This is a genomic window from Streptomyces sp. NPDC026062, assembly GCF_055568375.1.
Genome location: NZ_JBVHOQ010000022.1, coordinates 20,107 through 42,176, shown reverse-complemented (window position 1 = coordinate 42,176; position 22,070 = coordinate 20,107). Strand labels below are relative to the sequence as shown.

The 22,070-nt window shown below is 71.2% G+C and carries 23 protein-coding genes and 2 pseudogenes; 14 read left to right on the top strand and 11 right to left on the bottom strand.

What is annotated here, in order from left to right:
• Positions 1-332: 332 nt before the first annotated feature.
• Both sucC and sucD read left to right on the top strand, forming a co-directional pair.
• On the top strand, positions 333-1,514 hold the full coding sequence (sucC, locus tag ACZ4LX_RS20925; RefSeq protein WP_467646685.1) for an ADP-forming succinate--CoA ligase subunit beta: 1,182 nt from the start codon (positions 333-335) through the stop codon (positions 1,512-1,514).
• Between the two features lie 21 nt (positions 1,515-1,535).
• Positions 1,536-2,420, top strand: coding sequence for a succinate--CoA ligase subunit alpha (gene sucD, locus ACZ4LX_RS20920; RefSeq protein WP_467646680.1), 885 nt, complete (start codon positions 1,536-1,538; stop codon positions 2,418-2,420).
• A 203-nt stretch (positions 2,421-2,623) separates the two neighbouring features.
• Here sucD and ACZ4LX_RS20915 read toward each other — a convergent pair whose 3' ends face one another.
• Positions 2,624-3,505: a SigE family RNA polymerase sigma factor gene (locus tag ACZ4LX_RS20915; RefSeq protein WP_467646961.1), complete on the bottom strand. Its 882-nt coding sequence runs from the start codon at positions 3,503-3,505 to the stop codon at positions 2,624-2,626.
• 516 nt (positions 3,506-4,021) lie between these two features.
• Positions 4,022-4,177 (bottom strand): annotated as a pseudogene (locus tag ACZ4LX_RS20910) (helix-turn-helix transcriptional regulator); the annotation flags it as partial.
• A gap of 125 nt (positions 4,178-4,302) precedes the next feature.
• Here ACZ4LX_RS20910 and ACZ4LX_RS20905 point away from each other — a divergent pair.
• Complete coding sequence (locus tag ACZ4LX_RS20905; RefSeq protein ID WP_467646938.1) at positions 4,303-6,093, top strand: cell division protein PerM; 1,791 nt, start codon at positions 4,303-4,305, stop codon at positions 6,091-6,093.
• Here ACZ4LX_RS20905 and ACZ4LX_RS20900 read toward each other — a convergent pair.
• On the bottom strand, positions 6,083-7,063 hold the full coding sequence (locus tag ACZ4LX_RS20900) for a hypothetical protein (RefSeq protein ID WP_467646677.1): 981 nt from the start codon (positions 7,061-7,063) through the stop codon (positions 6,083-6,085). The genes ACZ4LX_RS20905 and ACZ4LX_RS20900 overlap by 11 nt on opposite strands.
• Positions 7,064-7,430: 367 nt before the next feature.
• Here ACZ4LX_RS20900 and purN point away from each other — a divergent pair, with 367 nt between their 5' ends.
• Both purN and purH read left to right on the top strand, forming a co-directional pair.
• Complete coding sequence (gene purN, locus ACZ4LX_RS20895) at positions 7,431-8,087, top strand: phosphoribosylglycinamide formyltransferase (protein ID WP_467646672.1); 657 nt, start codon at positions 7,431-7,433, stop codon at positions 8,085-8,087.
• Positions 8,074-9,627 carry a bifunctional phosphoribosylaminoimidazolecarboxamide formyltransferase/IMP cyclohydrolase gene (purH, locus tag ACZ4LX_RS20890; protein ID WP_467646667.1) on the top strand — a complete coding sequence of 518 codons (1,554 nt, stop codon included), beginning with the start codon at positions 8,074-8,076 and terminating at the stop codon, positions 9,625-9,627. Before purN ends, purH begins: the two co-directional genes overlap by 14 nt.
• Before the next feature lie 72 nt (positions 9,628-9,699).
• On the opposite strand, the gene ACZ4LX_RS20885 is transcribed toward purH, so the two are convergent.
• Positions 9,700-10,401 carry an RDD family protein gene (locus tag ACZ4LX_RS20885; RefSeq protein WP_467646662.1) on the bottom strand — a complete coding sequence of 234 codons (702 nt, stop codon included), beginning with the start codon at positions 10,399-10,401 and terminating at the stop codon, positions 9,700-9,702.
• Positions 10,402-10,630: 229 nt separating this feature from the next.
• On the opposite strand from ACZ4LX_RS20885, the gene ACZ4LX_RS20880 reads away from it, so the two are divergent.
• The 3 genes from ACZ4LX_RS20880 to ACZ4LX_RS20870 all read left to right on the top strand — a co-directional run bounded on the left by ACZ4LX_RS20880 (position 10,631) and on the right by ACZ4LX_RS20870 (position 13,745).
• A complete protein-coding gene (locus ACZ4LX_RS20880; protein ID WP_467646659.1) occupies positions 10,631-11,494 on the top strand; it encodes a bifunctional methylenetetrahydrofolate dehydrogenase/methenyltetrahydrofolate cyclohydrolase in 864 nt (287 codons plus the stop codon).
• A 29-nt stretch (positions 11,495-11,523) separates the two neighbouring features.
• Complete coding sequence (locus tag ACZ4LX_RS20875; RefSeq protein ID WP_467646656.1) at positions 11,524-12,282, top strand: DUF3017 domain-containing protein; 759 nt, start codon at positions 11,524-11,526, stop codon at positions 12,280-12,282.
• Positions 12,283-12,755: 473 nt separating this feature from the next.
• The gene (locus tag ACZ4LX_RS20870) at positions 12,756-13,745 is read left to right on the top strand and encodes a malate dehydrogenase (RefSeq protein WP_136327632.1); all 990 of its coding nucleotides are present in this window, start codon (positions 12,756-12,758) and stop codon (positions 13,743-13,745) included.
• A 131-nt stretch (positions 13,746-13,876) separates the two neighbouring features.
• On the opposite strand, the gene ACZ4LX_RS20865 is transcribed toward ACZ4LX_RS20870, so the two are convergent.
• Both ACZ4LX_RS20865 and ACZ4LX_RS20860 read right to left on the bottom strand, forming a co-directional pair.
• Complete coding sequence (locus ACZ4LX_RS20865) at positions 13,877-14,596, bottom strand: isocitrate lyase/PEP mutase family protein (protein ID WP_467646650.1); 720 nt, start codon at positions 14,594-14,596, stop codon at positions 13,877-13,879.
• Positions 14,597-14,642: 46 nt separating this feature from the next.
• Entirely contained in the window at positions 14,643-15,149 is a 507-nt protein-coding gene (locus ACZ4LX_RS20860; protein WP_467646648.1) for a carboxymuconolactone decarboxylase family protein, read from the bottom strand.
• Between the two features lie 47 nt (positions 15,150-15,196).
• Between ACZ4LX_RS20860 and pdxR the strand changes: the two genes are divergently transcribed.
• The gene (pdxR, locus tag ACZ4LX_RS20855; protein WP_467646644.1) at positions 15,197-16,600 is read left to right on the top strand and encodes a MocR-like pyridoxine biosynthesis transcription factor PdxR; all 1,404 of its coding nucleotides are present in this window, start codon (positions 15,197-15,199) and stop codon (positions 16,598-16,600) included.
• 26 nt (positions 16,601-16,626) lie between these two features.
• Here the strand turns inward: pdxR and ACZ4LX_RS20850 are convergent, their stop codons facing one another.
• From ACZ4LX_RS20850 to ACZ4LX_RS20835, 4 genes and pseudogenes are all read right to left on the bottom strand, one after another.
• Positions 16,627-17,013 carry a hypothetical protein gene (locus tag ACZ4LX_RS20850; protein ID WP_467646640.1) on the bottom strand — a complete coding sequence of 129 codons (387 nt, stop codon included), beginning with the start codon at positions 17,011-17,013 and terminating at the stop codon, positions 16,627-16,629.
• Entirely contained in the window at positions 17,010-17,228 is a 219-nt protein-coding gene (locus tag ACZ4LX_RS20845; protein WP_467646958.1) for a hypothetical protein, read from the bottom strand. The genes ACZ4LX_RS20850 and ACZ4LX_RS20845 overlap by 4 nt, the downstream gene beginning before the upstream one ends.
• A complete protein-coding gene (locus ACZ4LX_RS20840) occupies positions 17,225-17,422 on the bottom strand; it encodes a hypothetical protein (RefSeq protein ID WP_467646636.1) in 198 nt (65 codons plus the stop codon). Before ACZ4LX_RS20840 ends, ACZ4LX_RS20845 begins: the two co-directional genes overlap by 4 nt.
• Before the next feature lie 4 nt (positions 17,423-17,426).
• Positions 17,427-17,657: pseudogene (locus tag ACZ4LX_RS20835) on the bottom strand (hypothetical protein); the annotation flags it as partial.
• Between the two features lie 93 nt (positions 17,658-17,750).
• Here ACZ4LX_RS20835 and ACZ4LX_RS20830 point away from each other — a divergent pair.
• The 4 genes from ACZ4LX_RS20830 to ACZ4LX_RS20815 all read left to right on the top strand — a co-directional run bounded on the left by ACZ4LX_RS20830 (position 17,751) and on the right by ACZ4LX_RS20815 (position 19,510).
• Positions 17,751-18,590, top strand: a complete 840-nt coding sequence (locus ACZ4LX_RS20830; RefSeq protein ID WP_467646935.1) for a helix-turn-helix domain-containing protein — start codon at positions 17,751-17,753, stop codon at positions 18,588-18,590.
• Positions 18,587-18,796 carry a DUF397 domain-containing protein gene (locus ACZ4LX_RS20825; protein WP_467646634.1) on the top strand — a complete coding sequence of 70 codons (210 nt, stop codon included), beginning with the start codon at positions 18,587-18,589 and terminating at the stop codon, positions 18,794-18,796. The genes ACZ4LX_RS20830 and ACZ4LX_RS20825 overlap by 4 nt, the downstream gene beginning before the upstream one ends.
• A gap of 147 nt (positions 18,797-18,943) precedes the next feature.
• Complete coding sequence (locus ACZ4LX_RS20820) at positions 18,944-19,153, top strand: DUF397 domain-containing protein (RefSeq protein WP_467646631.1); 210 nt, start codon at positions 18,944-18,946, stop codon at positions 19,151-19,153.
• A 147-nt stretch (positions 19,154-19,300) separates the two neighbouring features.
• Complete coding sequence (locus ACZ4LX_RS20815) at positions 19,301-19,510, top strand: DUF397 domain-containing protein (RefSeq protein ID WP_467646628.1); 210 nt, start codon at positions 19,301-19,303, stop codon at positions 19,508-19,510.
• Between the two features lie 99 nt (positions 19,511-19,609).
• Here ACZ4LX_RS20815 and rocD read toward each other — a convergent pair whose 3' ends face one another.
• Complete coding sequence (gene rocD, locus ACZ4LX_RS20810) at positions 19,610-20,815, bottom strand: ornithine--oxo-acid transaminase (RefSeq protein ID WP_467646625.1); 1,206 nt, start codon at positions 20,813-20,815, stop codon at positions 19,610-19,612.
• Between the two features lie 215 nt (positions 20,816-21,030).
• Between rocD and trpS the strand changes: the two genes are divergently transcribed.
• On the top strand, positions 21,031-22,044 hold the full coding sequence (gene trpS / locus ACZ4LX_RS20805) for a tryptophan--tRNA ligase (protein WP_467646623.1): 1,014 nt from the start codon (positions 21,031-21,033) through the stop codon (positions 22,042-22,044).
• Positions 22,045-22,070 lie beyond the last annotated feature (26 nt).

Here is a 22,070-nt window from a genome sequence, read left to right as displayed (position 1 = left end):
GACTGCCGTCCGCCGACCCGCCGGTGACAGGGGCCTGCGTGACCTGGGACGGTTCGCGCGCGCATCGTCGCGTCGGATGCCGACCCGCCGTCGCCCCGGGCCGTTTTGTCCACCGCGACCCGGCCACCAGCGTGATCTGTGACCGTAATCACCGCCCAGGTGGGATCTGCGATTTAGGGTCATGCGGGGCTCGGGGATAACCTGCGAGACGGACATGCCGCGTATTCGGTCACCGTGTGCGCTTTCCTTGTGACAGAGCAGTCACGTTGCCCCTCGCGGCACGCCCACGCAGAAAACCAACCGCGAGACCATTTGATAAGGGACGGACGCGCGTGGACCTGTTCGAGTACCAGGCGAGGGACCTCTTCGCCAAGCACGGTGTACCGGTGCTGGCCGGTGAAGTGATCGAGACGCCTGAGGCAGCCCGCGAGGCGACCGAGCGGCTGGGCGGCAAGTCGGTCGTCAAGGCCCAGGTGAAGGTCGGTGGCCGCGGCAAGGCCGGTGGCGTGAAGCTGGCCGCCGACCCCGACGAGGCGGTCGCCCGGGCGACCGACATCCTCGGCATGGACATCAAGGGCCACACGGTCCACAAGGTGATGATCGCCGAGCTGTCCCCGGAGATCGAGGCGGAGTACTACGTCTCGTACCTCCTCGACCGCACCAACCGCACCTTCCTGGCCATGGCCTCGGTGCAGGGCGGCATGGACATCGAGGAGGTCGCGGAGAAGACCCCCGAGGCCCTCGCGAAGGTCCCGGTCAACGCCGTTGACGGCGTCGACATCGCCAAGGCCCGCGAGATCGTGGCCCAGGCGAAGTTCCCGGCCGACGTGGCCGAGGGCGTCGCCGAGGCCCTGGTCACCCTGTGGGACACCTTCGTTGCCGAGGACGCCCTCCTCGTCGAGGTCAACCCGCTGGTGAAGACCAAGGACGGCCGCATCCTGGCGCTGGACGGAAAGGTGTCTCTCGACGAGAACGCCGACTTCCGTCAGCCGGGTCACGAGGCGCTCGAGGACAAGGCCGCGGCCAACCCGCTCGAGGCCGCCGCCAAGGCCAAGAACCTCAACTACGTCAAGCTCGAGGGCGAGGTCGGCATCATCGGTAACGGTGCCGGTCTGGTCATGTCGACCCTGGACGTCGTCGCGTACGCCGGTGAGAACCACGGCAACGTGAAGCCCGCCAACTTCCTCGACATCGGTGGCGGCGCCTCCGCAGAGGTCATGGCGAACGGCCTGGAGATCATCCTCGGCGACCCGGACGTCAAGTCCGTGTTCGTCAACGTCTTCGGTGGCATCACCGCCTGCGACGAGGTCGCCAACGGCATCGTCCAGGCGCTCGAACTGCTCAAGTCCAAGGGCGAAGCGGTTACCAAGCCGCTCGTCGTGCGCCTTGACGGCAACAACGCGGAGCTGGGTCGCAAGATCCTTTCCGACGCCAACCACCCGCTCGTTCAGCGCGTGGACACCATGGACGGCGCGGCCGACAAGGCCGCCGAGCTCGCCGCGGCTGCGAAGTAAGGAAGAGGGACTCAGACCACCATGGCTATCTTCCTCACCAAGGACAGCAAGGTCATCGTCCAGGGGATGACCGGCTCTACGGGCATGAAGCACACCAAGCTCATGCTCGCCGACGGCACCAACATCGTCGGCGGCGTGAACCCGCGCAAGGCCGGCACGTCCGTCGACTTCGACGGCACCGAGGTACCGGTCTTCGGTTCCGTCGCCGAGGCGATGGAGAAGACCGGCGCGAACGTGTCCGTCCTCTTCGTGCCGCCGGCCTTCTCGAAGGCCGCCGTCATCGAGGCGATCGACGCCGAGATCCCGCTCGCCGTCGTGATCACCGAGGGCATCGCCGTCCACGACTCGGCCGCCTTCTGGGCGTACGCCGGCGCCAAGGGCAACAAGACCCGGATCATCGGTCCGAACTGCCCGGGTCTCATCACCCCCGGCCAGTCCAACGCCGGCATCATCCCGGGCGACATCACCAAGCCCGGCCGCATCGGTCTCGTGTCGAAGTCCGGCACGCTGACCTACCAGATGATGTACGAGCTCCGTGACATCGGCTTCTCGTCCGCCGTCGGCATCGGTGGCGACCCGGTCATCGGTACGACGCACATCGACGCCCTCGCGGCGTTCGAGGCCGACCCCGAGACCGACCTGATCGTCATGATCGGTGAGATCGGTGGCGACGCCGAGGAGCGTGCGGCGGACTTCATCGCGAAGAATGTCACCAAGCCGGTCGTCGGTTACGTCGCGGGCTTCACCGCCCCCGAGGGCAAGACCATGGGCCACGCCGGTGCCATCGTCTCCGGCTCCTCCGGCACCGCCCAGGCCAAGAAGGAGGCCCTTGAGGCCGCCGGCGTCAAGGTCGGCAAGACGCCGACCGAGACCGCCAAGCTGGCGCGCGAGATCCTCGGCGCCTGACGCCTGGCGACTGATGCCCTGACGCCTCACCGCGCCGGAGCACCACCGCAGGAACGCGTCACGCACAAGAACGCGGGCCCGCATCCCCTCGTCGGGATGTGGGCCCGCGTTCTTGTGCGTCCGGGGACGGACCACCGGGAGCCTGCCGGACCGGCCACCCAGGGGAATCACAACCACCCCGGGGGACCAGCCCTCCTGCGGGATCAGCCGACCTGGGGGACCAGCCGGCCCGGACCGCGCCCCAGTTCACTGCCGAGCTTCTTCTGCAGTTTCTTGTCCTGCGGCGTGAGCTTCTGCGGGCCGCCGAGCGGAGGCACCCCCTCAATTCGCTGCGGGGGCGACTCGGGCGTCTCGTACTGCCTCGGGGCTGTCGCCAGGGTGATCAGCGTCAGCCCGATCAGCAGCACGGTGAACGCGACGGCCGCACGGGTCCACAGCTGCGCCTTGCGCTCGCAGCCTGTCCGGATCAGGTCCGGAACCGGGAGCGAGGACACGGGCTGGGCGAGGGCGAGCGCGCCGAGGTGTTCGCGCAGCAGCGCGGACTGTTCGTCCGGCGTCGGGGGACCGGCGAGCTCGGGCAGCTGCTCGGCTACCGAGGCCCGCGCGTTCACCAGTCGTCCGGCCGCCGCCGGAGTACTCGCCTCGGTCTCCGCGGCGGTCTCCGGCAGCCCCAGGCCGACCCCGTCGTGCAGCAGCAGGGTGCGGCGGTACGAGGGCGGCAGGGCCAGCAGCGCGCCGAGCAGGGCGCGCGGGCCGGGCGCCTCGGGCGGCGGGTCGGGGTGCCGGTGCTCGCGGCGCAGCCGGTGCCACGGCGACATCGCGTACTCGTAGGCGGCCGCCCGTACCCAGCCCACCGGGTCGCGGTCCACGGCGACCTCCGGCCAGCGCTGCCAGGCCAGCTCGAAGGCCTTGCCGACTGCCTCCCGGGAGAGGGCGCGGCGGCCGGTCAGCAGATAGGTCTGGCGGTAGAGCGCGGCGGCGGAGTGCCGGTACAACGCGTCGAACGCCTCGGCGGGCGAGAGCCCGGCCCCGTCGGCTCCTCCTGCTGTACCGGCCGCCTCAGCCGCCTCAGCCGCCTGAACCACCGGAACTGCCTGAACCACCGGAACTGCCTCAGCCGCCTGAACCGCCCGAGCCGCAGCAACCTCAGCAGTCCCAGCCACCTCAGCAATCCCAGCAACCTGAACCGCCCCAGCAGCCTTGGGCATCTCGGCTACCTCAACCACCTCTGCCGCCTCAGCCACCTTGGCAGCCTCTGTCACCTCCGTAGCCTCCGCAGTCTCGGGTACGGAGGTGCCTGGGGGCTCGGTCGGATCCATGGCGTCGCTCCCGGTGGCTTCGACGGGGGTCGGCGGACGGGGCTCGGTGGACGGCGCCGAGCGAGGTTCGGCAGCCTTCGGAGCCGAAGGCGTGACAGCCTTCCGCGTCTCACTCTCGGTCGCCTTCGCGGCCGCGGCCGACCGGGCCCGCCGCGCGGCGGCGGCCCTCGGCGGGTTGTTCGGAGTAGCGGGCTTGACGGCGGAGGGGCGTGCGGTGGACCGCGTACCGCCGGTTCCGATCAGCCGCGCGTAGGCCTCGCGCTTGCGTCCGCGCGGGGTGGTGCGGCCCGTTTCCCAGGCCCTGACCGTGGCCCGGGTGACGCCCACGGCAGCCGCGACCTGCTCCTCGGTCAGTGACTTCGCCTCGCGCAGCCTGCGTCGCTCCTTGGGCGAGGGGAGCGGTTGGGCAGTGGCCGTACCGGTCGTGCTCTGCGTCATGAAGGCCCCTCGCCCGGCCGGCACGGGCTGAAAAAGTACATAAACGTATATTGAGCGACACAGCGGCTGTTCGCGCGTTACATGGAATAAGCGCGTGTCGTTGGGAACATGGCGGTGTGACCCAAATGACCGAACGCGGACCGTCGTTGCCGGCAGAGCACGGACGGTCCGCCGTGCAGGCGCGGGCGCTGCTGCGCGGCGCCGTCGCGGCGGGGCTGGGACTGGGCTCCGTCGCCGTGCTCGTCGTGGTGCTCTGGATCAGTTCCCCGGCACCCGACAGCGGCGCCGGTGAGGCCGTCCACGCGGCGGCGGGTCTCTGGCTGCTCGCGCACGGCGCCGAACTCATCAGGACCGACACCCTGACCGGGGCGCCGGCTCCCGTCGGCGTCGTTCCGCTGCTCCTCACGGCCCTGCCCGTCTGGCTGGTGCACCGGGCTGCCAGGGATGTGATGGAGCCCGAGGAGGGGCGCGGAGCCCCCTCGCCCGGTGGCGCGTTCGCCCTGGTGACGGGGGGATATCTGCTGGTCGGAGCGGCTGTCGCGCTCTACGCCCGGGGTTCCTCACCGTCCGCGCGTCCGTTCTCCCTGCTGTTTCCGGCGGTCCTCGTGGTGGTGGGCGCGGCGGCCGCCGGGGTGTGGACGGCCTCGGGACGTCCGCTCGGGCCACCGCCCTCCTGGGCGCCCGTGCGGCTGCACGAGGCGATGGCGCGCTCCCGCTTCGCGCAGCGCGCGGAGGCGGTGGGCCGGTCCGCGGCGGCCGGGGTGGCGGCCCTGCTCGGCGGGGGTGCCGTGGTGACCGCGGCGGCGCTGGTGTGGCACGCGGAACCGGTCCAGGAGTCGTTCCTGCGGCTTTCCGGCGACTGGGCCGGGCGGATCGCGGTGCTCCTGCTGGCGCTGGCGCTGGTGCCGAACGCCGCGGTGTGGGGCGCGGCGTACGGGCTCGGCCCCGGCTTCGCGCTCGGTACGGCGTCCACGGCCACTCCGGTCGCCTTCGGGGGGCGCCCCTCGCTGCCGGACTTCCCGCTGCTGGCCGCGCTGCCTGCTCAGGGACCGGGGGCGCCCTTGAACTGGGCGGCCGCGGCGGTGCCGGTCGCGGCCGCGGCGATGGTCGCCTGGTTCACCGTACGAAGGGCGGCACCCGCCCACGGCGAGCGCGAGGAGGCGTGGAGCCCGCGGGAGACGGCGCTCGTCACCGCTCTGGCGGCGGTCGGCTGCGGAATGGGCGCGGCCCTGCTGGCGGCGGCGGCCGGAGGGCCGCTCGGGACCCACGCGCTGGCACGGTTCGGACCCGTCTGGTGGCTCACGGGGGCGGCGGCCCTGGTGTGGACGGCGGCGCTCGCCGTCCCGGTGGCGCTGTTGCTGCGGGCCTGGCGGCTTCGTGGGCGTACGCCGGACGAAGAGCGGGCGGCCGAGGTGGCGGGCGCCGTTCCGGGCGGTGCGAACGAGGCCCGCAGGTCCGGGAGCGAGGCGCGGAAGGCAGGGAAGGCAGGGAACCCCGGGAATCCCCGGGGCGAGGCGGAGGACGAGACAGGGAAGGCCAGGCGCGGGTGGTGGCCGGGGCGCGGCTCCCGGCCGGGCGGATCCGGAGCGGACGAGGCCCCCGTGTCCGTACCGCGTCCGGCCGGCCCCCGTCGGACCGGCGAGGACGACGCGTTCGACGAGTTCGACACGTACGACACGTACGACGAGAACGACGAGGACGCCGAGTTCGACGCGTACGACTTCCTGCCGACCGACCCCTGGCACGCGAAGGGGTCCGAGGTGGGGCCGACCCGGTCCGCGGCGCCCGCAGCGCCCTCGGCAGCCGGAGAGCCCGTATCCGCGCCCGCACCCGACTCCACGACGGCCGGACCGGCCACGCCTCACGGACCGGCCGCACCGCACAGGCCGGCCGGTCCTCGGGACGCTACTCCTTGACGCCGAAGAAGGGCTCCAGCGGCTTCGGCAGCAGGTCGTTGCAGGACAGCTGGCCCGTCTTGGTGAGGGCGTCGTTCACACAGGTGTAGTAGTCCCGGTAGACCAGCTGCACGGTGAATGTCGTCGCGACGATGGACAGGGCGATCAGCGCCGTCACCAGTCCGCTGACCGCGGCCGTCGTCTGCTGCCGGCTGCCGCGCTGGATGTAGTGGGTTCCCTGCGGACCGGCCGCGGCCGTGGATCCGGTGATCGGTCCCGGCGCGGACGAGGTGCCGGGTGCGGAGCCGTGGCCCGGTCCGGAGGCGGCAGTGCCGGGGGCCCCGGCCGCTCCGTCGGCCGCTCCCGGCGCCGACGGATCCGTCGGCTTGGCCCGGAGCGCGCTGATCGACCAGTAGGTGGCGAGTGCGCCGAGCAGCAGCGCGATCTCCTGGAGGTCGAAGAGCGCGAAGAAGAAGGCCCACATGCCGGAGAGCAGCGAGTAGCGGGCGCGACGCTGGACCGGGTCGGTCGGGTCCCAGCGCGGGCCGCCGCGCGAGCCGTCGGGGCCGCCCCGTCCGCCGCCCTGGCCACCGGGTCCTGCGGGCCGCCCGCCGAAGTTGCCGCTCTGGCGCCCCGGCTGGTGGCTGCTCCACTGGCTGCCCCAGACGGGCCGCTTGTCGGAGGAGCCCCCCTCGGACCCGTCCCCGGAGTCGCCGTTGCCCTCGCCGTTGCCGTTCGTGCCGCCGTTGACCGGGCGGCGCGGCTGCCACGGCTGGTCGGGGCGGCCCTCGGGCGGTGCGGCGAACGGGTTGTCGTCGTCGGGGCCGGAGGACCCGGAGCCGGAGGACCCGGAGGACGAGGGCGGAGTCGACGAGGAAGAAGCGGAGGAAGAGGAGGAGGGGCCCGGCGTGGGGGACTGGCGCTCACGCATCAGCGGTGTGGACAGCTCGGGCAGCGGGTGGCGGAAGGCGGTGCGTCGTGGGTCCGGCATGTGGTGAACGTCTTCCCCATCTCGTCATTTCCGCCCGGTGGACGGTTCGCTGTCCCCTGACGCTACCCTCCGGCGCGGAGGCGCCGAAAGCTGGGCGTACGGGCAGGGTGGCCGGCAGCCGCCACCTGACAGCCGCCCGCCCCTGCCGGGCCGGCGGCCACCGGACCCTCACCCCCGTCAGACGAGGGCCTTCCGAGGTGCCGGTATCGTTGCTGACGGTCGGCCCGTTCGTAGAGTTCCCCGTATCGAGGGGTGCGATTCTTTCGTACGACCGTACAAACAGCATGGCCGTCGTGCCGCCGGTCCCGCAATGTGGCGGGTGGTGCGGCCGTTTCGAACTGCTCCACACGCGAGAAAGGGCCCAGCCGTGGCCTCCCCGCTCTCCTCCGCCGGACCGGCCCGCCTGGTCGTGCTGGTCTCCGGTTCCGGTACGAACCTCCAAGCCCTGCTCGACGCGATCGGTGACGACCCCGAGGGGTACGGCGCCCGGATCGTGGCCGTCGGCGCGGACCGTGACTCCATCGTCGGCCTGGAGCGGGCCGAGCGTGCCGGGATCCCCACCTTCGTGTGCCGCGTCAAGGACCACGCCTCGCGCGCGGAGTGGGACGCGGCACTCGCCGCCGCCACGGCCGAGCACCGCCCGGACCTCGTCGTGTCCGCGGGCTTCATGAAGATCGTGGGCAAGGAGTTCCTTGCCCGGTTCGGCGGCCGGTTCATCAACACCCACCCCGCCCTGCTTCCCAGCTTTCCCGGTGCGCACGGGGTGCGCGACGCGCTCGCGTACGGCGTGAAGGTCACCGGGTGCACCGTCCACTTCGTCGACGACGGCGTCGACACCGGTCCGATCATCGCGCAGGGCGTGGTCGAGGTGACCGAAGAGGACACCCCGGAGGGCGAAGCCGCTCTCCATGAACGCATCAAGGAAGTCGAGCGCAAGCTGCTCGTCGAGGCCGTGGGGCGGCTCGCCCGTGACGGCTATCGCATTGAGGGACGAAAGGTTCATCTCGCTCATGTCGGTGAATAAGCCCATCCGCCGCGCCCTGGTCAGCGTCTACGACAAGACGGGGCTCGAAGACCTCGCGCGCGGTCTGCACGAGGCGGGTGTCGAGCTGGTCTCCACCGGCTCCACCGCCGGGAAGATCGCGGCCGCCGGAGTGCCGGTCACCAAGGTCGAGGAGCTCACCGGCTTCCCCGAGTGCCTCGACGGCCGCGTCAAGACGCTGCACCCCCGCGTCCACGCCGGCATCCTGGCCGACCTGCGTCTGGACGCCCACCGCGAGCAGCTCGCCGAGCTCGGCGTGGAGCCGTTCGACCTGGTGGTCGTCAACCTCTACCCGTTCAAGGCGACCGTCGCCTCCGGCGCCTCGGACGACGAGTGCGTCGAGCAGATCGACATCGGCGGCCCGTCGATGGTCCGTGCCGCCGCCAAGAACCACCCCTCGGTCGCCGTCGTCACCAGCCCCGAGCGCTACGCCGACGTCCTGGCCGCCGTCAAGGCCGGGGGCTTCGACCTGACCGCCCGCAAGCGGCTCGCCGCCGAGGCCTTCCAGCACACCGCCGCGTACGACGTGGCCGTCGCCTCCTGGTTCGCCGACGACTACGCCGCAGCCGACGACTCGGGCTTCCCCGACTTCACCGGTGCGACCTACGCGCGCAAGAACGTCCTGCGCTACGGCGAGAACCCGCACCAGCCCGCCGCGCTGTACACCTCCGGCACCGGCGGCCTCGCCGCGGCGGAGCAGCTGCACGGCAAGGAGATGTCGTACAACAACTACACGGACACCGACGCCGCGCGGCGGGCCGCGTACGACCACACCGAGCCGTGCGTCGCGATCATCAAGCACGCCAACCCGTGCGGCATCGCGATCGCCGACGACATCGCCGAGGCGCACCGCAACGCGCACGCCTGTGACCCGCTGTCGGCGTACGGCGGCGTCATCGCCGTCAACCGTCCGGTGACGGTCGCCATGGCCGAGCAGGTCGCGGAGATCTTCACCGAGGTCATCGTCGCCCCGGCGTACGAGGACGGCGCGGTCGAGATCCTCGCCCGCAAGAAGAACATCCGCGTGCTGCGCTGCCCCGACGCCCCGTCCTCCGAGGTCGAGGTCAAGCCGATCGACGGCGGCGCGCTGCTCCAGGTCACCGACCGTCTCCAGGCCGAGGGCGACGACCCGGCCAACTGGACGCTCGCCACCGGCGATGCGCTCTCCGCCGAAGAGCTCCGGGAGCTCTCCTTCGCGTGGAAGGCGTGCCGCGCGGTCAAGTCCAACGCGATCCTGCTCGCCAAGGACGGCGCCTCGGTCGGCGTCGGCATGGGCCAGGTCAACCGCGTCGACTCCGCGAAGCTCGCCGTCGAGCGCGCGGGCGAGGAGCGGGCCCGGGGCGCGTACGCGGCCTCCGACGCCTTCTTCCCCTTCCCCGACGGGCTGGAGATCCTGACCGAGGCCGGCATCAAGGCCGTGGCCCAGCCGGGCGGTTCGGTCCGTGACGAGCTGGTGGTCGAGGCCGCGAAGAAGGCGGGCGTGACGATGTACTTCACGGGTACGCGGCACTTCTTCCACTGATCCTCACGGCGAAGGGCCGGTCTCCCCGAACGAGTTCGGGGAGACCGGCCCTTCGTGCGTTGCCGCGGTGCGTTACTTCTTGATGACCAGGGTGTTCGCGGCCTTGTCGTGCCAGCCGCGCAGCTGACCGGTGTTGTCGAAGAACGGCGATATCACGATCAGCACGTAGCCCAGGAAGCACGTGATGTAGCCGAGGCCGATCGGGAAGCCCCAGCGGACGAGTGCCGGGCCGAAGGTCGGCTTCTGGCCGGTCCGGGAGTTGACGATCCGCATGCCGAGGATCATCTTGCCGGGCGTGGTACCCATCGCGCTGACGAAGATGACGTCGTAGAAGATGAACGTCAGTGCCGAGACGAGCAGGGCTCCGAACATGGATCCCACGGCCAGCCCGGCCGATGCCTCGTCGTCCGAGCTGATGCCCGCGAACGCGGCACCGAAGATGATCATGTTGATCACGATCACCACGATGTACGCGAAGATCATGTCGAGCAGTCGCGCGCCGAAGCGGGCACCGTACGTGCCGACCTCCACCGGTCCCAGACCGGGCACGTTCGCGAAGCCCTCGGGCAGCTGGCCGCCGGGCTGACCCGGATACTGCGGGGGCGCGCCGTACGGAGCCTGGCCCGGCTGCTGCGGGTAGCCGTAACCCGGCTGACCCTGCGGCGGGACGCCCTGGGGGGCCTGCTGCGGGTAGCCGTAACCCGGCTGTCCCTGGGGCGGCTGACCGGGCTGCTGCCCGTAGGGGTTGTTCGGGTTCGGGTCGCCGAAGCTCATCTGGGCGTTCCTCCAACGGACGTACGGGGACGAATGCGGCCGCACGGAGGAAAGAAAACATCAGCGGTCCGCCCCCCGGGTACTTCTGCGGCACTGCGGCCTTAATCGTTATAAGCGGAACGTAAGTTTGTCCAGCCGCCCACGTAAGAAGTTGTCCAAGTGCAACCTTGTGTCCATGGGTGGTACCTGCAATTGGTCCGCGGGCGGGGTCATCCGCGAGAATGGCACCATGACTGCCCAGATTCTCGATGGCAAAGCCACCGCAGCCGCGATCAAGTCCGATCTCACCGTCCGCGTGGCGGCCCTCAAGGCCCGGGGTATCACCCCCGGCCTGGGAACCCTGCTGGTCGGGGACGACCCGGGCAGCAGGTGGTACGTGAACGGCAAGCACAAGGACTGCGCCCAGGTCGGCATCGGCTCCATCCAGCGCGAACTCCCCGACACCGCCACGCAGGAGGAGATCGAGGACGTCGTCCGCGAACTCAACGCCGACCCCGCGTGCACCGGTTACATCGTGCAGCTGCCCCTGCCCAAGGGGATCGACACCAACCGCGTCCTGGAGCTCATGGACCCGGCCAAGGACGCCGACGGTCTGCACCCGATGAGCCTGGGCCGTCTCGTGCTCAACGAGCAGGGCCCGCTGCCCTGCACCCCGCAGGGCGTCGTGCAGCTGCTGCGTCACCACGGTGTCGAGATCAACGGGGCACACGTCGTGGTCGTCGGACGCGGTGTCACCATCGGCCGGTCGATCCCGCTGCTGCTGACGCGCAAGTCCGAGAACGCCACGGTGACCCAGTGCCACACCGGTACCCGTGACCTCTCCTCCCACCTCCGCCGGGCCGACATCATCGTGGCCGCCGCCGGCGTGCCGCACATCATCAAGCCGGAGGACGTGAAGCCGGGCGCTGCTGTGCTCGACGTCGGCGTCAGCCGCGACGAGAACGGCAAGATCGTCGGCGATGTCCACCCGGGCGTGGCCGAGGTCGCCGCCTGGATCTCGCCCAACCCCGGCGGTGTCGGCCCGATGACCCGCGCCCAGCTGCTCGTCAACGTGGTCGAGGCGGCCGAGCGCGACGCCGCCGACGCCGTCTGAGCCGGTCGATCCGACCCGGAAGGAACCCCATGGGTGCTGGTACGAGTCCGGCCGACCGGGCCGCATCGGCGACCGGCCCGGCCGGCGAGCGGACACCGGGCACGGCCGGTGCCACGGCCGATCTCCGGGCCGCGGATGCGACCGACGTCCCGGCCCAGGACGAGGCCGGCCTCCCGGCCGAGGGTCTGGGTGAGGTCGGCCTCCCGGCCGAGGGTCTGGGCGAGGGCGAGGGCGAGGGCGAGGGCGAGGGCGAGGGCGAGGGCAAGGGCGAGGGCAAGGGCGAGGGCGAGGGCGTGGACGGGGATCCGGACGGCCGCACCGGCAGCCACCCGGAGCCCGGCCCCGGCACGTCGTCCGAGCCGCCTGCGCCTCCGGCGGCGTCCTCGGCGCGCCGGTCGCGGCGTTTCCCGTCGTTCACCCGGGACACCGCGCGTCCCGAGGGCGGCGGACGGGCGGCGGGCGGGGACGCTCTCGCACCCGCCCGCCAGTGGCCGCTGCTGGCCGTGCTCTGCACGGCCGGGGCCGGTCTGCTGATCGTGGCCGCCGACCCCTTCGAGCAGGCCTTCAGGATCGGCACGATCCTGATCGGGGTGGCGCTCATCGGGGGCGCGGTCCTGCGGCTGCTGGTCCCGTCGGTGGGCATGCTCGCGGTGCGGTCCCGCTTCACCGACCTGGTGACGTACGGACTGCTGGGCGTCCTCATCGTGATGCTGTCGCTCATGGCGCAGCCCAAACCGTGGCTGGACATCCCGTTCCTGGAGGACGCGGTGCACTTCACGATCCGATGAGACGGTGGCCGTCCCCTCCCCCGAGAAGGGACGGACACCGGAGGCGGGGCGTACCGGAGTGAAAAACCTCCGGAACGTGGCGACTTGAGCGGCCTTGCCCCGTCCTGGAACCAGCCTTGTCGACCGGGATCGAGGGTTCAAGGGATGACTGTGGCCTGTGGCACGGAAGTGACCATTCCGCCACTGTGTGATCGCTGGGCAACGGTGCCGTCCCGCCCCTGGCCGCCACGGCCGGGGGCGTGCGAGTACCCGGGGGCGCGAGGCCGCGGCGGCGCCGGTGCGCGCCCGGCGGGGGCACCGGGCCGGGGCCGCCGCGGGTGACCGGCTGTGGGCGGTGCCACAGGGGGGCGGGGGGCCGAGGGCTTCCGGGTCGGATAGCCTGATCGCTGGATATCTCTTCACATCAAGATTCAAGGGATGTCCAGCACCAGGGGCCAGTAGCCCCCACCGCCAGCTGTCTAACGGAGATCGCCATGACCCGCACTCCCGTGAATGTCACCGTGACCGGCGCAGCCGGCCAGATCGGCTACGCGCTGCTCTTCCGCATCGCCTCCGGCCACCTGCTCGGCCCGGACGTGCCGGTCAACCTGCGTCTCCTGGAGATCCCTCAGGGGCTGAAGGCCGCCGAGGGCACCGCGATGGAGCTCGACGACTGCGCCTTCCCGCTGCTGCGCAACATCGAGATCACCGACGACGCCAACGTCGGCTTCGCCGGTGCCAACGTCGCCCTGCTCGTCGGCGCCCGCCCCCGCACCAAGGGCATGGAGCGCGGCGACCTGCTCTCCGCCAACGGCGGCATCTTCAAGCCGCAGGGCAAGGCGATCAACGACAACGCCGCGGACGACATCAAGGTCCTCGTCGTCGGCAACCCGGCCAACACCAACGCGCTCATCGCGCAGGCCGCCGCCCCGGACGTACCGGCGGAGCGCTTCACCGCGATGACCCGTCTGGACCACAACCGCGCGATCTCGCAGCTGGCCGCCAAGACCGGTGCCGCCGTCTCCGACATCAAGAAGCTGACGATCTGGGGCAACCACTCGGCCACCCAGTACCCGGACATCTTCCACGCGGAGGTCGCCGGGAAGAACGCCGCCGAGCTCGTCAACGACGAGGCCTGGCTGGCCGACACCTTCATCCCGACCGTCGCCAAGCGCGGCGCCGCGATCATCGAGGCCCGTGGCGCGTCCTCGGCCGCCTCGGCCGCCAACGCCGCCATCGACCACGTGCACACCTGGGTCAACGGCACCGCCGCGGGCGACTGGACCTCGATGGGCATCCCGTCGGACGGCTCCTACGGCGTCCCCGAGGGCATCATCTCGTCCTTCCCGGTCACCACCGAGAACGGCACCTACAAGATCGTCCAGGGCCTGGACATCAACGAGTTCTCCCGTGCGCGCATCGACGCGTCGGTGAAGGAGCTCACCGAGGAGCGCGACGCGGTCCGCGAGCTCGGCCTGATCTGATCGGATCTGATCCGTACGTCTCCTCTGGGGGCACGTCTCTCCCTGGGGGACACTCGGACGCCACCGCCCCCGGCAGCAGTCGCTGCCGGGGGCGGTGGCGTTTCCCGGCAGGGCCGCCGGAGCACGTGTCGTCAGAGCGCGGTGGCGAACCCGCCCAGGGCCGCCATGGCGCGGCGCTGGAGGCCGGGGCCGAAGGTGACGCGGGCGGCGCCCAGCGCACCGAGGCGCCGTGGGTCCGGACCGTCCGGCAGGGCGAGGGCGTTCAGCGGCACCCGTACGGCGGCGGCCAGACGGGGGAGCGCCTCGGGCGGTGCCAGGATCGGGTAGACGCCGTCGGCGCCCGCCGCCACGTACAGCAGCGCGCGGCGCACCGTCTCGGCCTCCTGGCCGGTGCCCTCCGGGACGCCGGTGACGTACGTGTCCACCCGGGCGTTGACGAACAGCTCGTCCCCGGCGGCGGCCCGCACCGCCGCCAGCCGGTCCGCCTGCCACCCGGCGTCCACGAGACTCCCGTCCACCGTGTCCTCCAGATTGCAGCCGACGGCCCCGGCGTCGAGCAGCCGCTCCACCAGTTCCTCCGGCGCCAGCCCGTACCCGGCCTCGATGTCCGCCGACACGGGTACGGAGACGGCGCGGGCGATCCGCGCCACCGCCGCGAACATCTCGTCGGCGGGCGTCGCCCCGTCCTCGTACCCCAGCGAGGCCGCGATCCCCGCGCTCGGGGTGGCCAGGGCCGGGAACCCCGCGTCGGCGAGGACGCGGGCGCTCGCCGCGTCCCACGGGCCGGGGAGGACCAGCGGATCGCCGGAGGGGCGGCCGTGGTGCAGGGCGCGGAGTGCGGACGCGGTCATGGGCGAGGGCTCCTGAGGTGGGCGGTGCGGGGCGCGGGCGCCGGGATCAGTGGTCGCCGGGGGTGTAGTGGCCCGGAACCATCCGGGTGGTCACGGCGAACCGGTTCCAGGCGTTGATCGTGATGATCGCGGCGATGAGGTGGGCGAGTTCGGCCTCGTCGAAGTGCTCGGCGGCCTTCGCGTACACCTCGTCCGGCACGAAGCCGTCCGTCAGGACGGTGACCGCCTCGGTCAGCTCGATCGCCGCGATCTCCTTCGGCGTGTAGAAGTGCTGCGACTCCTCCCAGGCGCTGAGCTGCACGATCCGCTCGATGGACTCACCCGCGGCCAGCGCGTCCTTGGTGTGCATGTCGAGGCAGAACGCGCAATGGTTGAGCTGTGAGGACCGGATCTTCACCAGCTCGGCCACGACCGGGTCGATCCCCTTGCGGGACGCGGCCTCCAGCCGGGCCATGGCCTTGTAGACGTCGGGGGCGTGCTCGGTCCACTGCATGCGGGGGGTGTGCTCGGGGGTGTACTCGGACGTTGCGTGGCTGTGCTCGTTCGTCGTCATGGATATGACGCTACGCGGCGAATGGCACACCTGTATGGTCCAATTCCATGACGGATATCCGGGCCACTTTCGGTTCCGACCTGCATCTCGACCTCACCGGATCGAGCGGGCTGCGGGCCGGGCTCACGGACGCCCTGCGGGAAGCGGCTCGGACCGGCCGGCTGGCGCCCGGGACCCGGCTGCCGTCCTCCCGGGTGCTCGCCGCCGACCTCGGCATCGCCCGCAACACCGTCGCCGACGCCTACGCCGAACTGGTCGCCGAGGGCTGGCTCACCGCCCGGCAGGGCTCCGGCACCAGCGTCGCGCGGCGGTCCGAGCCGCGCCCGTCCGCCACCAGGCCGCCGCGCACCCGGCCGCCCCGCAGCAGCGCCACGTACAGCCTGATGCCCGGCTCGCCCGACCTGGCGACGTTCCCGCGCGCCGCCTGGCTGAAGGCGGCCCGCCGCGCCCTCACCCACGCACCCAACGAGGCCTTCGGCTACGGCGACCCGCGCGGCCGCGTCGAGCTGCGCACGGTGCTCGCCGACTATCTGGCCCGCGCCCGCGGGGTGTACGCGGATCCCGAACGCATAGTGCTCTGCGCCGGCTTCGTCCACGGGCTGACGATCATGGGGAAGGTGCTGCGCGAGCGCGGTGTGCGCGAGGTGGCCGTCGAGTCGTACGGGCTGGACATGCACGCGGGCCTGCTCACCGGCGCCGGACTGCGTACCCCCTGCCTGCCGCTCGACGGTCTCGGTTCCCGGACCGGCGAGTTGCACGGGATGGGGGAGGCGGGCGCGGTGCTTCTGACACCCGCGCACCAGTTCCCGACCGGGGTACCGCTCCACCCCGACCGCCGGGCCGCGGCGGTCGACTGGGCGCGCAGCACCGGCGGGCTGATCCTGGAGGACGACTACGACGGGGAGTTCCGCTACGACCGCCAGCCGGTCGGCGCACTCCAGGGACTGGACCCCGAACGAGTCGTGTACCTGGGGACGGCCAGCAAGTCCCTGGCTCCGGCGCTGCGGCTGGGGTGGATGGTGGTGCCGCCGTCCATGGCGGGCGAGGTGGCCGAGGCCAAGGGCTGGAGCGCCTGGGCGTCGAGCGCGCTGGACCAGCTGACACTGGCGGAGTTCATCGCCTCCGGCGCGTACGACCGGCATGTGCGCTCCATGCGGCTGCGCTACCGCAACCGCCGCGACGAACTGGTCGCGGCCCTGGCGGAGCGGGCCCCCGACATCCGCGTCAGCGGAATCGCCGCCGGGCTGCACGCCGTACTCGAACTCCCGGAGGGCAGCGAGGCGTCGGTGATCCGGTCGGCGGCCTGGCAGGGCCTCACCGTGCAGGGCCTGTCCTTCTTCCGGCACCCGGACGCCGAGACGGGGCGCGAGGCGCTGGTCATCGGTTACGGAACGCCGGCCGACAGCGCGTGGGCGGGTGCGCTGGACGCGCTGGTACGGGTGCTGCCGTGAGGCGCCGTACGCGGGGACGCCGAGCGTCATCGGCCGCCTGCCGACGGCTGGTCCCTGCCTGAGCTCCGCACGGCGAGCATCACCAGCAGTCCGGCGACGGGGTCGACCACGGTGAACGCCTCGGGGCACCCGGATTCCAGCCGCGCCATCGCCCGGTCCTGCTGTCCGGGGTCCTCGGCCCAGCCCCGGAGCCCGTCCAGCACGGCGGAGCTGCGCAGCACGGCCGACCGTACGTCCGTCCCTCCGGAACGCCCCGGGCCGAACGGGGCCGCGCGTGCCTCGACGAGCCGGAGCGCCTGCCGCCGCAGCCACCGGAGGGCGAGCCGGCGGTTGCGCACCACGGCTTCGCCCAGCGGAACGGGACGCCGCCCGTCGGTCACGGTGATCTCCGCCCCGTACTCCACACCGCTCACGCGGCGCGCTCGCGGAGACCTTCCGCGGCCTTCGATTCCGCAACCACTGCTTCGACAGCGGCCGCGAACGCCTCCAGCGCGGCCGCGTGCTCGACCGCACGCCTCTCGATCGCCAGGTCCAGCGCGGCGAAGAACTGTGCGCGGGACTCCGGGTCCGAGCCGACGCGGTCCCACGCCGGGGGCGACTCGCTCGCCTCATCGGGGAACCGCTTCACGACTGCGCCCCCCGCTGCTTCCCGCGCGCGGCGTGTGCGGAGTCCCGGTGCCGCTTTCGCAGCACCCGGCAGTCGGTCGCCCGGCTCTCGTCCCGCTCGCTCCGGGCCACGGCTTCGGCCAGCTCGAACTCCTGGCAGGTCCGGCACTCGTCGGGCTCGGCGGGCTCGGCGGCGGTGTCGCTGCGGCCGGTCATGCCACTTCCCCCGGCTCCTGGCGTTCTCGTACGCGGTACGGGCGCCGAGGGCCTCGTCACGGGTCGCGCACCGGACGCAAGCGGGGACGGCCTCCCACTCGGGCCCCCCGCCGACCGGCCGCAGAGCCCAGTACGGGCCTGCGACGCCCCGGAACTCGCCGACGCGGTCCTTACGGCCCCGGTCCACCACGAGGGTTCCGGCGGGCGGGGGTTGGAGGCGATTCTGCTCAGACATTGGCCGCACCTCTCTGTAGTCATTCCACTACCAAGGGCGTTCAGAGTGGCCTAGGCTGAGACTGTCTTCAACGTGGCGAAAGGGGAGGGCACATTGGTAAACCGTAAAGAATTGAATCCCGAAGCAAGTGCGCAGGCGGCATACGGGGCGCGTTTACGCAGACTGCGCGAGCAGCGCGGCTGGACCCAGGACCACCTGGGCGGACTGGTCGGCTGCTCGGGCCGGCACATCTCGGCGATCGAAACTGGCCGCAAGTCGCCAACGCTGCCATTCTCACGCAGAGCTGACGTCGCTTTGGGCACAGTCGGCAATTCCGACTCGTTCGAGCGGGAGTGGCGGGAGATCAAGCACGGCAATCTGCTGGAGGGCTTCCCGGAGTACGTCAGCTACGAGGGCCGGGCTGTGGAGATCCGGCTGTTCGAGATCGGGATCGTCTCCGGGCTGTTGCAGACACCAGAGTATGCGCGTGTGCTTGCCGACAGTGCCGTCCGGCTGGGCGCCATCACGCCCGAGCAGGCCGAGGAACGCGTCTCGTTCCTGGCGGCGCGACAGGAGGCGCTGATGCGAACCCGGCCCCCCATGGTATTCGTCATCCTGGACGAAAGCTGCGTTCGGCGGCCCATTGGCGGGGCCGCAGTGATGGATGGCCAGCTAGCGCGCTTGATCGAGTTCGCGGAGAGGCCGAACACCTTGCTCCAGGTGGCGCCGTACGTGATAGGAGAGCGTCGCACGTTCGACCTGCCCGTCAACTTGCTGACGATGTCAGACCGGTCGGTGCTCTGCTATGCGGAGTCTCAGGCTCAGGGCCACCTGGACCGGGAAACCTCTTCCGTGGTGCCCATGTTGACCGCCTACCATCAACTACAGGGCGAAGCGATGTCACCAGCGGCATCCATGGCCATGATCAGTGAGTTGCGAAAGGGCATCCAGTGACGACCGAATCCCCCCGTTGGTTCAAGTCCTCGTACAGCAACAACGGCGGCAACTGCCTTGAGGTCGCCACCAACCTCGTCGCCTCGCGCGGCGTAGTCCCCGTCCGTGACTCCAAGAACCCGAGCGGGCCGGCCCTGGCCGTTCCCGCCGCCTCGTTCACCTCCTTCGTGGCGGGCGTCAAGGGCGGAGGGTTCGGCGCGGTCTGACCCGTACTCCATGCCGGAGCGGTCCCGTCGTGCGGTGTGCGGCGGGGCTTCTTGTTGTCGGCGCATCAGGGGCGTGTGGGGTGGGAACCACTCCCGTAGGAGTGTTGTGTCCGTGGCCATGATCAGTGAGTTGGGAAAGGGCATCCAGTGACGACTGAATCCCCCCGTTGGTTCACGTCCTCGTACAGCTCCAACGGCGGTGACTGCGTCGAGGTCGCCACCAACCTGGTCGCCTCGCGCGGCGTCGTTCCCGTCCGTGACTCCAAGAACCCGGGCGGGCCGGCCCTGGCCGTTCCCGCCGCCTCGTTCACCTCCTTCGTGGCGGGCGTCAAGGGTGGAGGGTTCGGCGCGGTCTGACCCGTACTCCATGCCGGAGCGGTCCCGTCGTGCGGTGTGCGGCGGGGCTTCTTGTTGTCGGCGCATCAGCGGCGCGTGGAGTGGGAACCACTCCCGTAGGAGTGTTGTGTCCGTGGCCATGATCAGTGAGTTGGGAAAGGGCATCCCGTGACGACTGAAACCCCCCGTTGGTTCACGTCCTCGTACAGCAACAACGGCGGCGACTGCGTCGAGGTCGCCACCAACCTTGTCTTCTCGCGCGGCCTCGTCCCCGTCCGTGACTCCAAGGTCCCGGCCGGCCCGGTCCTGAGCGTCCCCTCCGCCTCGTTCACCTCCTTCGTGGCGGGCGTCAAGGCCGGAGGGTTCGGCAGCGGCTGACCGATCCGGGCGGCAGGGCTCCCGGGCCCGGCGCGCCGGGACCCCGAGGGGCCGGCCGCGCGGGACGGCAGCCCCGGCACCGGAAGACGGGCGGCCCCGTCAGCCCCGCAGCACCTCGCGCAGCTGCTCCAGGCCCCAGTCCAGGTCCTCCTTGCTGATCACCAGCGGCGGGGCGAGCCGGATCGTCGAGCCGTGGGTGTCCTTCACCAGCACCCGGCGCCGCATCAGCTTCTCGGAGATCTCCCGTCCCGTGCCGCGCCGCGGATCGATGTCGACACCCGCCCACAGCCCGCGCCCCCGCACCGCCTCCACCGCGCCGCCGCCCACCAGCAGGCCCAGCTCCTGATGGAGGTGCTCGCCCAGCTCGGCGGCCCGCTGCTGGTACTCGCCGGTGCGCAGCATCGCGATGACCTCCAGCGCGACCGCGCAGGCCAGCGGGTTGCCGCCGAACGTCGAACCGTGCTCCCCGGGCCGGTGGACCCCCAGCACCGCCGAGGACGAGACCACCGCCGACACCGGCACCACGCCTCCGCCCAGCGCCTTCCCGAGCACGTACATGTCGGGCACGACCCCCTCGTGCTCGCACGCGAAGGTCTTCCCGGTCCGGCCGAGGCCGGACTGGATCTCGTCCGCGATGAAGAGGACGTTCCGCTCGCGGGTCAGCTCCCGGACCCCGCGGAGATAGCCGGGCGGCGGCACCAGCACCCCGGCCTCGCCCTGGATCGGTTCGAGCAGCACCGCCACGGTGTTCTCGGTCATCGCCTCCCGCAGCGCGGTCAGGTCCCCGTACGGCACGATCTCGAACCCGGGGGTGTACGGACCGAAGTCCGCGCGCGCCTCGTGGTCCGTGGAGAAACTGACGATCGTCGTCGTCCGGCCGTGGAAGTTGTCGGCCGCGACGATGATCTTCGCCATCCCGTCCGGCACGCCCTTGACCCGGTAGCCCCACTTGCGGGCCGTCTTCACCGCCGTCTCCACGGCCTCCGCCCCGGTGTTCATGGGCAGAACCATCTCCATACCGCACAGCTCGGCGAGCTCCGTACAGAAGTCGGCGAACCGGTCGTGGTGGAACGCCCGCGAGGTGAGCGTCACCCGATCCAGCTGAGCCTTGGCCGCGTCGATCAGACGGCGGTTGCCGTGGCCGAAATTGAGCGCTGAGTAACCGGCGAGCATGTCGAGGTACCGTCGGCCCTCGACGTCGGTCATCCAGGCACCGTCAGCGGTGGCGACGACGACGGGCAGCGGATGGTAGTTGTGCGCGCTGTGTGCCTCGGCGGAGGCGATGGCGGTTTCCGTGGTCGACACGGGATCTCCGTTCGTCGTGCGGCGTGGGCCGTGGATATGCCCACTTTGTATCGTCGGCCGGATCCCGTACGAGGAAACCTTCACTTCCCGGCGCGCCCGCGTGCTCCGCCGCCGCGAGGCCCCCGCGGCCCGTCCCCGTACCACCGTCCGGCGGCCCGGGACCTTTCCCGCACCGGCGGCCCGGGATCGGTTGCGCACCTGAGACAATGGCCTACATGGCCTCTGAACGTCCCCGTGTGCTCTCCGGAATCCAGCCCACCGCAGGCTCGTTCCACCTCGGTAACTACCTCGGCGCGGTCCGCCAGTGGGTGGCTCTGCAGGACTCCCACGACGCCTTCTACATGGTGGTCGACCTGCACGCGATCACCGTCCCCCAGGACCCCGCGGAGCTGCGCGCCAACACCAGGCTCGCCGTCGCCCAGCTGCTCGCCGCCGGGGTGGACCCGGAGCGCTGCACGCTCTTCGTCCAGAGCCATGTCCCCGAGCACGCCCAGCTCGGGTGGGTCATGAACTGCCTGGCCGGATTCGGCGAGGCGTCCCGGATGACGCAGTTCAAGGACAAGTCGGCCAAGCAGGGCACCGACCGCACGACGGTGGGCCTGTTCACCTACCCGCTGCTGATGGTCGCCGACATCCTGCTCTACCAGGCCGACCAGGTCCCGGTGGGCGAGGACCAGCGCCAGCACCTGGAGCTGACCCGTAACCTCGCCGAGCGGTTCAACGGCACCTACGGGGACACGTTCACCATGCCGGACCCGTACATCCTCAAGGAGACGGCGAAGATCTACGACCTTCAGGACCCGTCCGCGAAGATGAGCAAGTCGGCCGCGACGACCAAGGGCCTGATCAACCTCCTCGACGAGCCGAAGGTGACGGCCAAGAAGGTGAAGAGCGCCGTCACGGACACCGACACCGTGATCCGCTTCGACCAGGTGGAGAAGCCGGGCGTCAGCAATCTGCTGTCGATCTACTCGACCCTCACCGACACGTCCGTCGCCGACCTGGAGCAGAAGTACGAGGGCAAGGGCTACGGTGCGCTCAAGACCGACCTCGCCGAGGTGATGGTCGACTTCGTCACACCGTTCCGTACCCGCACCCAGGAATATCTCGACGACACCGAGACGCTGGACTCGATTCTGGCCAAGGGAGCGGAGAAGGCACGGGCCGTCGCCGCCGAGACCCTGGCCCGGACCTATGACCGGATGGGCCTTCTGCCCGCCAAGCACTGAGTCCAAGGACACTGGCGTCAGGACCT

Bases quoted from the DNA above. Each gene is read 5' to 3' on its own strand.
- sucD (WP_467646680.1), top strand. From the start codon at position 1,536: ATGGCTATCTTCCTCACCAAGGACAGCAAGGTCATCGTCCAGGGGATG.
- ACZ4LX_RS20905 (WP_467646938.1), top strand. From the start codon at position 4,303: ATGACCGAACGCGGACCGTCGTTGCCGGCAGAGCACGGACGGTCCGCC.
- ACZ4LX_RS20900 (WP_467646677.1), bottom strand. From the start codon at position 7,063: ATGCCGGACCCACGACGCACCGCCTTCCGCCACCCGCTGCCCGAGCTG.
- purH (WP_467646667.1), top strand. From the start codon at position 8,074: ATGTCGGTGAATAAGCCCATCCGCCGCGCCCTGGTCAGCGTCTACGAC.
- ACZ4LX_RS20885 (WP_467646662.1), bottom strand. From the start codon at position 10,401: ATGAGCTTCGGCGACCCGAACCCGAACAACCCCTACGGGCAGCAGCCC.
- ACZ4LX_RS20880 (WP_467646659.1), top strand. From the start codon at position 10,631: ATGACTGCCCAGATTCTCGATGGCAAAGCCACCGCAGCCGCGATCAAG.
- ACZ4LX_RS20875 (WP_467646656.1), top strand. From the start codon at position 11,524: ATGGGTGCTGGTACGAGTCCGGCCGACCGGGCCGCATCGGCGACCGGC.
- ACZ4LX_RS20870 (WP_136327632.1), top strand. From the start codon at position 12,756: ATGACCCGCACTCCCGTGAATGTCACCGTGACCGGCGCAGCCGGCCAG.
- ACZ4LX_RS20865 (WP_467646650.1), bottom strand. From the start codon at position 14,596: ATGACCGCGTCCGCACTCCGCGCCCTGCACCACGGCCGCCCCTCCGGC.
- ACZ4LX_RS20860 (WP_467646648.1), bottom strand. From the start codon at position 15,149: ATGACGACGAACGAGCACAGCCACGCAACGTCCGAGTACACCCCCGAG.
- pdxR (WP_467646644.1), top strand. From the start codon at position 15,197: ATGACGGATATCCGGGCCACTTTCGGTTCCGACCTGCATCTCGACCTC.
- ACZ4LX_RS20840 (WP_467646636.1), bottom strand. From the start codon at position 17,422: ATGACCGGCCGCAGCGACACCGCCGCCGAGCCCGCCGAGCCCGACGAG.
- trpS (WP_467646623.1), top strand. From the start codon at position 21,031: ATGGCCTCTGAACGTCCCCGTGTGCTCTCCGGAATCCAGCCCACCGCA.